The 13,539-nt window shown below is 60.3% G+C and carries 13 protein-coding genes; 5 read left to right on the forward strand and 8 right to left on the reverse strand.

The features are described from left to right. Positions 1–4 precede the first annotated feature (4 nt). On the forward strand, positions 5–412 hold the full coding sequence (locus GM909_RS13000; RefSeq protein WP_157016817.1) for a cupin domain-containing protein: 408 nt from the start codon (positions 5–7) through the stop codon (positions 410–412). 67 nt (positions 413–479) lie between these two features. Further along, positions 480–1,415, forward strand: coding sequence for a pirin family protein (locus tag GM909_RS13005; RefSeq protein WP_157016818.1), 936 nt, complete (start codon positions 480–482; stop codon positions 1,413–1,415). 124 nt (positions 1,416–1,539) lie between these two features. Here GM909_RS13005 and GM909_RS13010 read toward each other — a convergent pair whose 3' ends face one another. Beyond that, entirely contained in the window at positions 1,540–2,796 is a 1,257-nt protein-coding gene (locus GM909_RS13010; RefSeq protein WP_157016819.1) for a bifunctional alpha/beta hydrolase/OsmC family protein, read from the reverse strand. A gap of 423 nt (positions 2,797–3,219) precedes the next feature. Here GM909_RS13010 and gorA point away from each other — a divergent pair, with 423 nt between their 5' ends. Genes gorA through GM909_RS13025 form a run of 3 tightly spaced genes read left to right on the forward strand, consistent with a single transcriptional unit; the run spans position 3,220 to position 6,632 of the window. Continuing rightward, positions 3,220–4,710 carry a glutathione-disulfide reductase gene (gene gorA / locus GM909_RS13015; protein ID WP_157016898.1) on the forward strand — a complete coding sequence of 497 codons (1,491 nt, stop codon included), beginning with the start codon at positions 3,220–3,222 and terminating at the stop codon, positions 4,708–4,710. A gap of 57 nt (positions 4,711–4,767) precedes the next feature. Further along, the gene (locus tag GM909_RS13020) at positions 4,768–5,064 is read left to right on the forward strand and encodes a hypothetical protein (protein ID WP_157016820.1); all 297 of its coding nucleotides are present in this window, start codon (positions 4,768–4,770) and stop codon (positions 5,062–5,064) included. 47 nt (positions 5,065–5,111) lie between these two features. Further along, the gene (locus GM909_RS13025; RefSeq protein ID WP_157016821.1) at positions 5,112–6,632 is read left to right on the forward strand and encodes a protein adenylyltransferase SelO; all 1,521 of its coding nucleotides are present in this window, start codon (positions 5,112–5,114) and stop codon (positions 6,630–6,632) included. A 74-nt stretch (positions 6,633–6,706) separates the two neighbouring features. On the opposite strand, the gene GM909_RS13030 is transcribed toward GM909_RS13025, so the two are convergent. The 7 genes from GM909_RS13030 to GM909_RS13060 all read right to left on the reverse strand — a co-directional run bounded on the left by GM909_RS13030 (position 6,707) and on the right by GM909_RS13060 (position 13,511). Then, positions 6,707–7,972, reverse strand: coding sequence for a thiolase family protein (locus tag GM909_RS13030; protein ID WP_157016822.1), 1,266 nt, complete (start codon positions 7,970–7,972; stop codon positions 6,707–6,709). A gap of 43 nt (positions 7,973–8,015) precedes the next feature. Continuing rightward, the gene (locus tag GM909_RS13035; RefSeq protein ID WP_157016823.1) at positions 8,016–8,705 is read right to left on the reverse strand and encodes a peroxiredoxin-like family protein; all 690 of its coding nucleotides are present in this window, start codon (positions 8,703–8,705) and stop codon (positions 8,016–8,018) included. Between the two features lie 221 nt (positions 8,706–8,926). Then, a complete protein-coding gene (locus tag GM909_RS13040) occupies positions 8,927–9,862 on the reverse strand; it encodes a LysR family transcriptional regulator (RefSeq protein WP_157016824.1) in 936 nt (311 codons plus the stop codon). 188 nt (positions 9,863–10,050) lie between these two features. Further along, entirely contained in the window at positions 10,051–10,713 is a 663-nt protein-coding gene (locus GM909_RS13045) for a peroxiredoxin-like family protein (RefSeq protein ID WP_157016825.1), read from the reverse strand. Positions 10,714–10,870: 157 nt separating this feature from the next. After that, a complete protein-coding gene (locus GM909_RS13050; RefSeq protein WP_157016826.1) occupies positions 10,871–11,791 on the reverse strand; it encodes a LysR family transcriptional regulator in 921 nt (306 codons plus the stop codon). Positions 11,792–11,876: 85 nt separating this feature from the next. Continuing rightward, the gene (locus GM909_RS13055; RefSeq protein WP_235911877.1) at positions 11,877–12,752 is read right to left on the reverse strand and encodes a cation diffusion facilitator family transporter; all 876 of its coding nucleotides are present in this window, start codon (positions 12,750–12,752) and stop codon (positions 11,877–11,879) included. 249 nt (positions 12,753–13,001) lie between these two features. Beyond that, a complete protein-coding gene (locus tag GM909_RS13060; RefSeq protein ID WP_157016827.1) occupies positions 13,002–13,511 on the reverse strand; it encodes an OsmC family protein in 510 nt (169 codons plus the stop codon). Positions 13,512–13,539: the final 28 nt, after the last annotated feature.

A 13,539-nucleotide genomic window follows, 5' to 3' on the forward strand; every position in this document is an offset into this window, starting at 1 on the left:
GACCATGAAGATCCGATCAGTTGTCGCCGCGGTCGCCCTTGCCTCGCCGATGGCAAGCGTCGCCGGTGCCCAGGAAGCGGAAACCGTCGCCAAGAACTTCGAAGCGACCATTCCGAATATTCCCGGGAAATCCCTGGTGGCTGTCGAGGTTACCTATCCCCCGAGGGCCGCATCGCCGGCTCATACCCACGCGAAATCGGCGTTTATCTACGCCTACGTGATCTCGGGCTCGATCGAGTCTCAAGTGAATGACGGCGAGACGCGCATCTATCAGGCCGGCGAGAGCTGGTCGGAAGAGCCGGGCGCAACCCATTCGGTCAGCCGCAACGCGAGCGAGACCGAGCCCGCAAAGCTTCTCGCGGTCTTCGTCCTCGACACCGGTGACAATCCGCTGACCACGCCGCTCGAATAATCCTTCGATCGACCGCGCGGTCGAGGCGAGACTACGGTCAACCAACGCACGATGAAAGGACCGCGACATGAGCTGGAACCCGGGTCTCGAGCCGCATTGCCCGCAAGCCGGCGAGGCCGACGCGATCGAAACGCAGATCATCCCACGGGCCCGGGACCTTGGTGGTTTCGAAGTGCGCCGTGCACTGCCGGCGCCGGCGCGGCAGATGGTTGGTCCCTTCATCTTCTTCGACCAGATGGGGCCCGCTGAATTTTTGACCGGGAACGGAATCGACGTGCGGCCCCATCCGCATATCGGGCTTGCGACTGTAACCTATCTTTACGACGGCGAATTCCAGCATCGGGATTCATTGGGAACGAACCAGATGATCTATCCCGGCGAAGTGAACTGGATGATCGCCGGGCGCGGCGTGACCCATTCCGAGCGCACGAGCGCGGACACGCGCAAAGGCAAGAGCAGCCTCTTTGGCATTCAAACCTGGGTGGCGCTCCCGGACCACGCCGAGGAAACGGACGCACAGTTCGAGCACCACGGGAAAAATGCCCTTCCCTTGCTCGAAGGAGAGGGCAAAGCAGTGCGGTTGATCCTGGGAACTGCCTGGGGTGCCAAGGCGCCGGTGAAGACCTTCACCGAGATGTTCTACGCCGACGTAGTGCTTGAGCCAGGTGCTGCTTTGCCCCTCCCTGACAATCACGAGGATCGCGGCCTCTACATCACGCAAGGTGCGATCGAAGTCGCGGGCGATCGGTTCGAGAGCGGCCGGATGATGGTGTTTCGGCCAGGTGATGCCATTTCAGTGCGTGCCGGCGAGCAGGGCGCGCGACTGATGTTGCTCGGCGGCGAGACCCTAAACGGCCCACGCTATATCTGGTGGAATTTTGTTGCCTCGTCGCAGGAGAAGATCGACGCCGCGAGGGACACATGGGCCCAAGGCGACTGGGCTCATGGTCGCTTTCACCTGCCTCCGGGAGATGATCGCGAGTTCATCCCACTTCCGGAATGAAGACGCCGCGAACGAATCCGTTTGTCGGGGTGCTCGAGACGCGTTGCGACGTCTTCCCATTGTGACCCGGCGCCTCACCAGGCCCTCAGAATCGAGTTGTTACCTACGCCTCCTAGCCAAGACCTCAGCTTCGCGGGGGCGCCGATACCAACGTCGTAGCAACCGACGTGGTGACGACGGACGAAGTCTCGAGCGTTCGGTGGACCGGGCATTTGTTGGCGATCTCGACAATCTTCGCCCCGAGCTCGTCAGTCAGCGCGGCCGCCACCGTGATGGTGCGCGTGAAGCGGTCGATCTTTGCGTCCGGCGTTTCGCCCGTCGCGCACTCGATGCAGTCGACGGCATGGACCTTCTCATGCGTGACGTCGACACTGATTAGGCCCAGGGGAATGTTCCTGCGTTCTGCGTAAAGGCGAAGCGTCATCGAAGTGCAGCCGCCAAGCGCGATGGAGAGGAAGTCGTATGGCGTCGGCCCGGTGTCGAGGCCGCCTACCTTCTCTGGCTCGTCTGCGAAGAGCCGGTGCCGGCCCGCGCGCACCATGTTCTGAAACCGGCCCTCGCCCGTCTCCATGACGCGCACGTCGGTGTGGACGTCGTCCTCCTCGGGCTTGTCCGCCGGAAGGTAGCGTGAGAGCCAGCCGGCTATCGCTTGACCCACGAATGCGGCGTCGGCCGGATCGGAAAGCAGGTGGTCGGCTGCGTCCAGGGAGATGAAGCTCTTAGGATGCTTTGCGGCCAGGAATATTTCGGTGGCGTTGTCGATGCCAACGATCTCGTCGCGCGGGGCGTGCATGATCAGAATGGGTTTTCTCAGCGACGCGATATCCTCTTCCAGCGGCTCGCGACATACGTCTTCGACGAATTGCCTGCTGATCTTGAACGTACGCTCTCCAATGCGCACGTCCGTAGACCCGTCGCCATCGATCTTTGACCTGTCGGAGCCCGATACAAGCTTTAACACATGGCTGGCGTCTGAAGGGGCACCGATCGTCACCACGGCGCGGGTCTCTGGAATCCGCTTTGATGCCGACAGCACAGCGGCACCGCCGAGCGAGTGTCCGATGAGCACGGAGGGAGCCTCAAAATGTTGGCGCAGGTAGTCTGCGGCGGAAACGATATCTGCAACGTTCGAGGAGAAGTTGGTCGACGAGAACTCCCCCTCGCTTGAACCGAGACCAGTAAAATCGAAGCGCAGGACAGCGACGCCCATACGGGCGAGTTCGGCACCGATCCGTCGAATTGCGACCAGGTCCTTCGAGCACGTGAAGCAGTGGGCAAAGAGTGCGAAAGCGCGGATCGGCCCGTTGGGGAGGTCAAGCCGTGCAGAGAGGCTCGCGCCAGAATGGCCGGCGAAGTTCAGGCGTTGGGGCTGTGAAGTCATTTGCGCGGTCCAGGTCTATTCTGCCAAGTCGAATGTTTAAGCTGCGCAGGGTATCGGCTCGTCGCTCATGTCTCCCGCAACATGACGCACCCTATTTCCCAGCTTAGCTACTAGGGGCGCTGTCCCGGAATAGGCGCACGGGCATGCTATTAATAAGACGTGGTTATCGCCGCACTCCCCGCCAGTCTCGCGCACGGCATCTTGTCCAGGGCCCTGTGACTTCAAACGAGCAGTCTGACCCGAAAGTCCAAAACACGACGCCGCGAGTCCGAGGTTTCAGGGCTCGCGCTAGGAATCGAGACCGTTCGATTTCAGGGTGAAATCCGGATTCAATGGGCGCGCGATGGACGCTGCGCCCCGACAACACGATGGCCTGGATTCTGCCAGCCCACGCGCAACGAATTGGATATTGACTTGAACGACATGAATTTGGTGCAGCCGACGTCAACCCATTCAACCACGGCGGCCAAGGCTTCTGTGGTTCCGCGTGAACCTGAGTTTGACGTCGACCTTTTCGTCATCGGGGGCGGATCGGGAGGGGTCCGCGCGGCGCGCGTGGCATCGAAACATGGCGCCAAAGTCATGCTCGCCGAAGAGCACCGGCTCGGAGGGACATGCGTCATTCGCGGTTGCGTACCGAAGAAGCTGTTCGTCTACGCGGGGCGTTTCAGCGACAAGTTTGAAGATGCTGCGGCATTCGGCTGGCGTCTGTCGGTCCCGCGTTTCGACTGGCCTTCCCTGGTTGCGGCGAAGGACCGTGAAATCGCGCGTCTCGAAGAGCTGTACAGCACCGGGCAAGAGACTGCTGGCGTCGAGGTCGTGAGGTCCAGGGCCATACTTGAGGACGCCCATACGGTACATCTTCTCGGTGATGGGCGACGGGTGCGTGCGCGCACGATCCTGATCGCGACTGGCGCACGACCCGAATTGCCTGCCTTTGAGGGCATTGAGCACGGCATTACGTCGAACGAGATCTTCGACTTGAAGACTTTCCCGAGAAAGCTCGTCATCGGCGGCGCCGGGTACATTGCCATGGAATTTGCAGGCCTGTTCGCCGCACTGGGAAGCGACGTCACAGTCGTTTGCCGCGGGAGCAATGTGCTCCGCGGCTTTGACGAGGACGTGCGCCAGGCGGTCGCCGCGTCCTACACGAACCGCGGGATCAAGCTGATGCTCAGTGACAGCATCGTCCGCCTTGAGAGGAAGGCTGACAGCGACAAAGCCGCACGCATCGACGTCACGACCGAGCAGGGGGGGAGGCTTGAGGCAGACCAGGTGCTGCTCGCCTTCGGCCGCGCTCCGAACACGACGGCGCTTGGACTCGAGTGCGCTGGGGTCAAGACTGGGAGGGACGGCGCCATCACCGTCGACGCGAACTCGCGCACGAACATCCCGAACATCTATGCAGTGGGCGACGTGACCAACCAGTTCAATCTGACGCCGGTCGCGATCCGCGAGGGACATGCATTCGCCGACAGCGTTTTCGGCAACAATGCCTGGCAGGTCGACTACTCAAATATCCCGACTGCGGTCTTTTCCAGCCCGGAAATTGGAACGGTTGGGCTGACTGAGCTGGAGGCCAGGGCGCAATATCCAGTTGTCGATGTCTACAAGGTCCGTTTCCGCCCGTTAATGGCGGCCGTGACGGGCGATTGCGAAGCATCGATGTTGAAGATCGTCGTTGACGGCGAGTCGGACAAGATCCTCGGAATCCACATCTTCGCCGAAGAAGCGAGCGAAATGATACAGGTGCTCGCCATAGCAGTCGGCAGCGGGGCCACCATGAGAGACTTCACGTCTGCCATGGCCGTGCATCCGACGATCGGCGAGGAGATCGTGGGGATGCTGACGCCGACGGTGCGATACGATCGGCGCGAAGCTTCGATGCCACTCGTCACAAGTGCCGCGCATTGACGCCCTCTTTCCGTGCTAACAAGGGCTCGCTTCGGTGTAGGAAAGGGATCTCGGCGGATGGAGAGCGCTGAGTTCGAGCGCGCGCTAGCGATGTTTCCCGACGGTTACAGCGAAGGGATCTATGAAGGTCAGCGATATGGTGTGACCTATCGCCGGTCCGATGACGGACGACGCATCAGTCTGTTTGCGCGAAAATTGGCTGGAACCGATATCATCAGTTTCAACCTCTACCGGCTGGGAACGGATGGCGCATCGCTCAAGCCATGCGAGATGTCTGCAGAGAAGGTCAGAGCCTTCGTTTTGGGGTTCCGACGGGATTCGGGTGAGTTAGGGAAAGACGATCAAGACCCGTAGGCACTTTTATTCAAACCACAGCAGCTCATTCGGAGAGTAGGTTTTCCATGGCGGAATCGACAGCGGTGAGACAGTCGGGAAGACAGACGAGGGCCGCCGCGCCGGCCTTCGACAATAGCTACGCACACTTGCCCGATCGGTTTTTCACGCGGTCCGGAGCCAATACCGTGTCGGCGCCGAAGCTGATCCGTATCAATTGGCCGCTGGCGGCGGAACTCGGGATTGACGCCGGATGGCTGGAAAGCCGCGAGGGAATCGCCATGCTGGCCGGGAACGGTTTCCCGGCGGCTGCGGAGCCGATCGCGCTGGCCTATGCCGGTCATCAGTTCGGCAATTTCGTGCCGCAGCTCGGCGATGGCCGGGCGTTGCTGGTTGGCGAAATCATAGACACATCAGGCAAGCGGCGCGACCTGCAGCTCAAGGGCTCCGGACGAACCCTGTTCTCGCGCGGCGGCGACGGGCGCGCGGCCGTTGGGCCGGTGATGCGCGAATATGTCGTCAGCGAAGCCATGGCGGCGCTGGGCATCCCGACCACGCGCACGCTGGCCGCCGTTCTGACCGGCGACACGGTTTATCGCGAGACGCCGCTGCCGGGCGCGGTGCTGACGCGCGTCGCCGCCAGTCACATCCGCATCGGCACGTTTCAGTATTTCGCCGTCCGGCAGGACGTGGAGGCAATCAGGCTGCTGGCCGACCACGCCATTGGCCGCCATTTCCCGGACCTCGCCAAACGCGACCAGCCGTATCTCGCTCTTCTCGAACAGGTGATTGCCGTCCAGGCCGATCTGGTCGCACGCTGGATGCTGGTCGGCTTCATCCACGGCGTCATGAACACGGACAACATGACGATCTCCGGCGAGACGATCGACTATGGCCCGTGTGCGTTCATGGATGAGTACGACCCAGCTAAGGTGTTCAGCTCGATCGACCGGCAGGGCCGCTACGCCTATGCCAATCAGCCAGGCATTGCGGTCTGGAATCTTGCGCGCTTCGCGGAAAGCCTGTTGCCGATCATTCATGAAGATCAGGACGAGGCGGTACGGCTTGCCGAGGAGGCCCTCAAGACGTTCCAGGCCGCCTACGACGTGGCCTTCCACCGCGGCTGGCGACGTAAGCTCGGTTTGTTCGCGGAGCAGGAAGGCGATCTGCAGCTCATCGGGGATCTTCTGAAAGCCATGGCAGGCAACCGGGCCGATTTCACGCTGACCTTCCGGAGGCTGGCTGCAGAGATCGAAGGGCCGGCCGGCGACAGCGGCGTTGGCCGCCTCTTCGCCGACCCGAAGGAATTCGACGAATGGGCGGTGCGCTGGCGGCGGCGACTAGCCGAAGAGTCGAAGCTACCCGCCGAACGCCGGCAGGTCATGCTGTCGACCAATCCGAAATACATCCCGCGCAACCATCGCATCGAGGCGGTCATCAAGGCCGCCGTCGAGGACGCTGACTTCCGGCCATTCGAAGAATTGCTGGACGTCGTCGTCAGACCGTTCGACGAGCAGCCTGAGCGGTCCGACTACGCCTTGCCGCCGCGCGAGGACGAGCGGGTTTTGCAGACCTTTTGCGGAACGTAGTGCTCTAGACGGCGATCAGCGCGTTATCGCTGAGCTCCCTCGTTATGGCCGAGCGGGGTTCCGGGGAAAGTTCATTAAACGCGTTCGAGCAGCGCCACGGTTCCTTGGCCACCATCGGCGCAGACGCTGATGACTCCGCGCGATCCCACCGGTCGCGACCAAAGCTCCTTCACGGCCTGACTCAGGTCCCGCGCGCCAGTTGCGCCGAAGGGATGGCCGATCGCGACTGAGCCGCCATTCGGATTTACCCGATCCCAAGGGAAGGTGCCGAAATTCGCGTCGACGCCGGTCTTCGAACGAACCCACTCGTTTCGCTCGATCGCTGCCACATTCGCCAGCACCTGGGCCGCGAAGGCTTCGTGGATCTCCCAGAGGTCAATGTCTTCAAAACCCAGGCCATGCCGCGCGAGAAGGCGAGGGATGGCATAAGACGGCGCCATCAGCAGCCCCTCGGTATGGTGGTCGACCGCCGCTATCTCGTAATCGACCAGGCGGAGATACGGCGTGTTCGCCGGCAGCCGCTCGAGGCCGGCCTCGCTGGCGATCCAACAGCCCGCGGCACCATCAGTGATGGGTGACGAATTCCCTGCGGTCAGCGTTCCCTTTCCGCTCGTCTTGTCGAAGGCGGGCTTGAGCGCGGCGAGCTTCTCTGCCGACGTATCGGCGCGGGGATTGGCGTCACGATCGAGTTCGGGCAGTTTAACGACGAGGTCGTCGAAAAACCCACTATTCCAAGCGGCAACGGCGCGGTGATGGCTCTTGAGCGCCCACGCGTCCTGTGCCTCGCGGCTGATGTGCCATGCCTTCGCGGTCTCCTCCATATGGTCGCCCATCGTGCGGCCGGTGATGCGATTAGCCCATCCCTTGATGGGAAGCGCATAGTCTTGCGGCTCGAGTGCCTTCAGGGCAGTGAGCGCAGCTGCCGCATCATGCGCGAACAGGTCGATCAAGCGTTTCGATGCCGCAGATGTCAGTCCGATTGGCGGCCGGCTCATCACCTCTGCGCCACCGACCAAAGTTAAGTGGATCCCGCCGCCAAGCATGCCGGCCGCGGTAAACGCGGCGGTCATGCTGGTCGAACAGGCAAGCACTACAGAGAACGCGGGAACGTTGGGATTGAGCTTCGCATCGAGCCAGACTTCGCGCGCGATGTTGCTCCAGCTGAGATTGGGGATCACGCTTCCCCAGACGACGAGGTCGGGTTCGGCGCGATCGGCCATAGCCTGTACGACGGGAACCGATAAGCCGACCGCATCATAGTCGGCGAGTGCGCCGCCCCCGCGCCCGAAGGGTGTACGCAGCCCTGCGGCGACGAAGACAGGATGTGGGAAACGATGCATCGCGGTTCTCATCCCAATTAGCGAAACTGTCCCGCCGCAGATATCATTCGTCGGAGCCGGAAATATCTCCAGTCCGAGATCCGGAAAGTTTGCGAACTCTGGAGAGGATATCGGAAGGTTCCTGGCGAATTGTGAAATCCGGCTCGATAAAGGCGCCTCGGACCACGCCATCCTGATCGATTACGTAAGTCGCCGGAATTGGCAGCATCCATTCTGACATTCCATGACGGTGCCCGAAGTCATGGCCGAGCCCCGCATAATGGGCCTTGGTTTCGTCAGGGACTCGGAACACAATGCCGTACGATGCGGCGACGCCATGGTCGACGTCCGCGAGCATTGTCAGCTCGAGATTCAACTGCTGTTTCAGCCGCCTTGGCAGATCACGTGTATCGGGAGAAAGCACAATAACCTTGGCCTGCAGGTCATCGAGTTTCCCCTTGATCGCCTGAAGCGCGCGAAGCTCTGCGCTGCAGAACGGGCACCACCCACCACGGTAGAAGCTAACCACCAACGGCCCGGCTTCGCGTAGCTGTATGGACGAATGGAGCCGCCCCTCCTCATCGGGAAGAAGAAAGTCCGGCGCAGTATCGCCTACCTGCAATGCGTGCGACACGACATCAGTCTTACGAAGCCAGTCAACAAGATGAACGTAGGATTCCCGGTCGGCGTCATTGAATCCGGCGAGAATTTCGTTTCGCATCTGATCGAAGGTTTTTGCAACGTGGTCAGACATTAAAATCAACGCTCATATGAAACTCCCGGTGTCTCCTGGGAGACGCTATGTCGAAGGAGGTTCATTGGGAAATATCCGGCGGTTATCGTTTCTATTCATCGCGGTCATGGTGAGGATGTCGGCGGGGTTTGACGGAACGAGAGTCACCCGCCAACGAAAGGCCCACCGCCTGTAAGCGAACATCATAAACGTTCCGCGGCAGGAGCTGGCCATAATTGCGGTCACGCAGAGACGGCCGCTGCGATGTGATTGTGGTGTGGGGGGTGCGGAGGCATTCCCATGTGAAGAGACCAATCACGCAGTCGGGCGATTTTGACGAAGGCATCAAGTGCGGGAGAGAAGCGCCTCCCCTGGACGACAAGGAGGTGTACCTCCCGCCATACGGGATCCCCCTCGATGGGAAGTGCCTTCAGAGAAGGCAACCGTGGCATATGTTCAGGAGCAAGGACAATTCCGAAACCTGCGGCAGCAAGATGCTGCAGGTGGATCTCTCGGTCGCTGCGGTGATTGTGATGCTTTGGCGCGTCGGGAGACAGTTGTTCTTGAAACTTCGGTTCAACATCGCAGTTGCAGCGGCCCAGAATCGTGGCTTCTCGGAGTGCTTCCATTCCGATCACCGGAAGATCTGCGAGCTGATGCGACGGGGCGAGAACGGCGACATAGCGCTCCGCGAACAGCGACCAGTCGTCGATACGTTCCGGCTTGTCATCGAGATCACCAACCAGGGCGACATTTATTTCGCCCTCCAGCAGAAGCTCGACAAGGCGGTTCGGCGCTTCTTCTCGAAGCTCGACATGGAGGCCAGGCACGAATTTGCGAATTTCGGTGATAGGCTCAAGAACGAGCGACGCGGAAATTGACGGCGCGAGACCGATAGCTAAAGGAGCCATCTCTTTTTGTTGAAACTCGCGCGCCCTGCGTCGAACAGCCTCGGTCGATGCGAGTGCGCGCTCCAGCATAGGCAACACCGCTTTTCCCAGGTCAGTTAGGTGGGTAAGTTGCCGCTCTCGGTAGATAAGCTGGCCCCCGAGTTCCTGTTCCAGCTTCTGCACCCCCTTGGTCAGGGCCGGTTGCGTGACGTTGCACATCTCCGCGGCGCGCGTGAAATTGAGCGTGCTTGCAACCGCCAGAAAGTACCGAACCTGATGAAGTTCCATCGGATGTTCACCGCCAACTCTGCGTGTCACTATCAACCACGTGCGATCACCGTGCTGCATCGCACGGCAGAAAGGGCACGATCTCGTGAAGCTAGGTTGGCACCGGTTCTGGCGCGATGAAACCCGCGTCGGGCATCCTTGGACGGGCGGACACGCTTTCTGGAACTCAGGACTGCTACGCTTGAGGATTAGTGCACCACGGGTGCACGAATTTGCCTCAGGACCGGAAAGAGCTCCGTTGGATCCCCGCGTCGCGTGTAGTCGGCGCTGATATCGGCGTACTCGACGATTCCATCCGGGCCTATGACGTACCGGGCCGGCATCGTCAACGTCCAGCTCGGCTCACCATTCACGGCGGCAAGGTCCAGGCCGGTTTCCATCTCGGCGGCCCGCAACTCTTGGGATAGCTTCCAACGCAGTCCGAACGAGCGAGCGACTCTCCCGCCCCTGTCGACCAGGCAGGGGAACGAGAGGTTGTGCATTCGTCCGGTGGTGCCGCTCACGTTCGCAGTTTGCGGAGAGAGTGCAACAATCGAAGCACCGGTTGACCGAAAATCCTCCGCGACGGCCTCAACCGCGCGCAAGTCGACGTTACAATAGGGGCACCACCGCCCTCTATAAAAAACGACGAGGACAGGGCCACGGTCTAGGAGGTCGTCGGACGAGATCAATTTGCCATCGGGATCGCGCAGGCGGAAGCGCGGAGCATAATCTCCAGCACGAACAGCCCTTTCGGCAATCCCTGACGAAACGAGATCTTCGATGGCGTCCTGGCGGACACGGCTGATATGCTGAGGGGTGCTTTCATAGCACCTCTCCCTAACAGCATCGAGTTCGTCCTGGAGTAGCATCGTCGTGTTTCTTGCCTTCGTCGGCGCCTATTATTGATATTGGGTTCGCTGCAAGCTGGCGGTAGTGCCTAAATGCAAATTTGTCATATTCCCGCGCGGCATGGTCGGGGTTTGCCTTGCGCAGCGTCGATTTTTGCCTAGTGCGACTTCAGCGACCTTAGCTCAATTTTGCGAGGTCGTCGTCCAGGGACTTTCGCAAGCGCGAAGCCGCGAAATCGACGAAGAGGCGCAGTTTCAATGGCAAGAGCGCCTGCCGGCCGTGAACGATATGGACCGGTGTCGGCTCGGGCTCGAAATCCTGAAGGATGAGGGACAGCTTACCCTCAGAGACTGGCATGGCGACTTGATATGAGAGGACGTTTGTGACGCCAATACCCGCAATCGCGGCGTCTATCGCCGCTTCGGCGGTATTGATCTTCAGTCGACACATTGGACGGACCCCTCGACTCGGTTTGCCGTCTCGAGGGTCGAATACCCAGGTCATACCCGACGCGAGCGCCGTGTAGGTGATGCACATATGCTTGGCCAGATCGTCCAGCGTTTTCGGCGTTCCGTGGGTCGAAAAATAAGCGGGACTCCCGCACACGACGCGGCGTATCTCGCCAACCTTGGTCGCAACGAACGCATTGTCAGGCAACATGCCCGTGCGAATGGCGAGATCGATGTGCTCATCGACGAGGTCAAGCGTATGATCTGACAGAGTCAAATAGATACTTATCTCGGGAAATTTGGCCAGGAACGCGGTGACGATCGGGACGACATACAGCCGGCCGAAAACGATCGGTGCAGTGATCGTCAGAACGCCACGCGGGATACTGTACTCGCCAGCAGCTTGGGATTCGGCCTCTCCAACCTGATCGAGAATGCTCCTGCATGCGGCGAGATAATTGACGCCGGCCTCTGTCAGCGCCAACTTTCGCGTTGACCGGACGAGAAGCTGGGTTTTGAGATGAGCCTCGAGATCGGCGACCTTGCGGCTGATCGTGGGGAGAGGAACGTTCAACTGCCGCCCGGCCGCGGAGAAGCTCCCAGCTTCAACCGCGGCGACAAAATATTCCATTGCTTCCAAACGATCCATCTTCTCTCACTTTCCGAGAGGCCAACCGCTTGTTTAACCTGTTATTGGGACGAGGAGTAGGGCTTCCTGTCCAACCAGTATATCGTCAACCCTTGTTGCCGGCTGCGCGCGTGATGTCGATCGCCTCAGAGCCGGCCTCGTCAAGACAGCTAGTCTCCACCTGCAAAGTCACAAAAAAGAAGCCGAAGCGCTCCTTCACACGGCGGTGTGCCGTTTTCAGCACAACTCCTGGGTCAGCGTCAGCTTCAGCCTTGATGTGACCTGAGAATATGTAACGCCCGCTGGTTAGCGCCCAGGCATGAACATGATGCACGTTTGCCACCCCCTCGACCCCCATGAGCGCATCGACCACTTCGTAGAGGCTGACATCGGCTGGTGTTCCTTCCATCAAGAGATGGGCAGCCTCGCGCAGGATATGCCAACTTGCCCAAAGTAGAATGAAGCCGAAACCCATGCCCAGGATCGGATCGATAAGCAGGAAGCCGGTGAAGTAGATCACGACGGCGGCGACGATTATGATCAGGCTGCCAACGAAAGTCTGGATGATGTGCCAGAGTGCACCTTTCACGTTGAGGTCGCTCCGGCTCTGCTTCCAGATCAGACCGAGCGCGATGAATTCGGTCACAAGTCCACCGGCCGCCGCCAGAAGCATCGGACCGGTCGGCAGTGCGATCGGATGGGTCAGGCGCATACCTCCCATCACGATTACCACCAGCGCCATTACGAGCAGGAAGCCACCATTGACAAGCGCGCCGATGATCTCGGCCCGATACCAACCGAAGCTGCGATCTTCGTCGGCGGGACGCTGGGCGAGCCGCGCGGCGACGATTGCCACGAGCACCCCACCCACCGCTGAGAAAGTGTGGAAGGCGTCGGAGATGACCACGATGGACCCGGTCCATAGTCCGATACCCATCTCGACGACGAAGAAGATGCCCGTCAGCCAGGCTGAAATCGCCAAGCCCGGCCCACTTGTAGGCAAGTGTCCGCTATGACCGCTGCCGCTTCGAGTATGATCCATCACTGAATACACCTTTCAACGCAATTGCTTTGGCCAAGAAGCGGCGTAGGCGCCGGGACGAATATCCCATCGTCCGAGATTGACAGTCGGCGCAGGCATCCAGAGTCAAGGGTCGTGCGGAAGCTGAGATTTCGCGGGCACGACAGACCGCGGGGTCCCGAATGCAGTGATCGACGCCACGATAGAGGCTCAATCGGCATCGATATACGGGATGGGGAGCTCAGCCAGATCATCCTCATAACTCGCCTGACCGCCCGCCGTTTGGCTAGAGACTGTGCGGTCCGAGAGAGTGTGAATATCGGCGGTGATGCCCAGAATGTTGCCAACCGGGCAGAGATTTGCCGCCTCCAGCAGGAATGCGCGCTGTTGCGCGTCGAGTTCTCCCTCCAGCACAAGAGTGCGCTCGAACGAGTCTCGTTGGCCCTCGGCACCATGGTGGAAGCTGACGCCCACTTCTACCCGCTCGAGAGGAAGTTTCTGGCGCTTGGCCTGAAATCGAACGGTCATGGCAGTGCATGCGGCAAGCGATGCGCTGAGAAGATCGTAAGGATTAGGACCGGGAGAAACCTGACCGACGGCATCCGGGCCGCCAATAGGAAACTCGGATGCTCCGACGTGCCCAACCAGGGCCCCGTGCTTGTTGGGGTCGCTCGCGACAACAACCTCGCGGAGCTTAGGTGCGTTGTCATCTGGTGTCATATTGCTTCCTTTCCGTGTGTTGAATGGT

The organism is Mesorhizobium xinjiangense (genome assembly GCF_009749525.1).
Lineage (GTDB): Bacteria > Pseudomonadota > Alphaproteobacteria > Rhizobiales > Rhizobiaceae > Mangrovimarina > Mangrovimarina xinjiangensis.

Bases quoted from the DNA above. Each gene is read 5' to 3' on its own strand.
- GM909_RS13030 (WP_157016822.1), bottom strand. From the start codon at position 7,972: ATGCATCGTTTCCCACATCCTGTCTTCGTCGCCGCAGGGCTGCGTACA.
- GM909_RS13005 (WP_157016818.1), top strand. From the start codon at position 480: ATGAGCTGGAACCCGGGTCTCGAGCCGCATTGCCCGCAAGCCGGCGAG.
- GM909_RS13025 (WP_157016821.1), top strand. From the start codon at position 5,112: ATGGCGGAATCGACAGCGGTGAGACAGTCGGGAAGACAGACGAGGGCC.
- GM909_RS13035 (WP_157016823.1), bottom strand. From the start codon at position 8,705: ATGTCTGACCACGTTGCAAAAACCTTCGATCAGATGCGAAACGAAATT.
- GM909_RS13050 (WP_157016826.1), bottom strand. From the start codon at position 11,791: ATGGATCGTTTGGAAGCAATGGAATATTTTGTCGCCGCGGTTGAAGCT.
- gorA (WP_157016898.1), top strand. From the start codon at position 3,220: ATGAATTTGGTGCAGCCGACGTCAACCCATTCAACCACGGCGGCCAAG.
- GM909_RS13045 (WP_157016825.1), bottom strand. From the start codon at position 10,713: ATGCTACTCCAGGACGAACTCGATGCTGTTAGGGAGAGGTGCTATGAA.
- GM909_RS13010 (WP_157016819.1), bottom strand. From the start codon at position 2,796: ATGACTTCACAGCCCCAACGCCTGAACTTCGCCGGCCATTCTGGCGCG.
- GM909_RS13020 (WP_157016820.1), top strand. From the start codon at position 4,768: ATGGAGAGCGCTGAGTTCGAGCGCGCGCTAGCGATGTTTCCCGACGGT.
- GM909_RS13000 (WP_157016817.1), top strand. From the start codon at position 5: ATGAAGATCCGATCAGTTGTCGCCGCGGTCGCCCTTGCCTCGCCGATG.
- GM909_RS13060 (WP_157016827.1), bottom strand. From the start codon at position 13,511: ATGACACCAGATGACAACGCACCTAAGCTCCGCGAGGTTGTTGTCGCG.
- GM909_RS13040 (WP_157016824.1), bottom strand. From the start codon at position 9,862: ATGGAACTTCATCAGGTTCGGTACTTTCTGGCGGTTGCAAGCACGCTC.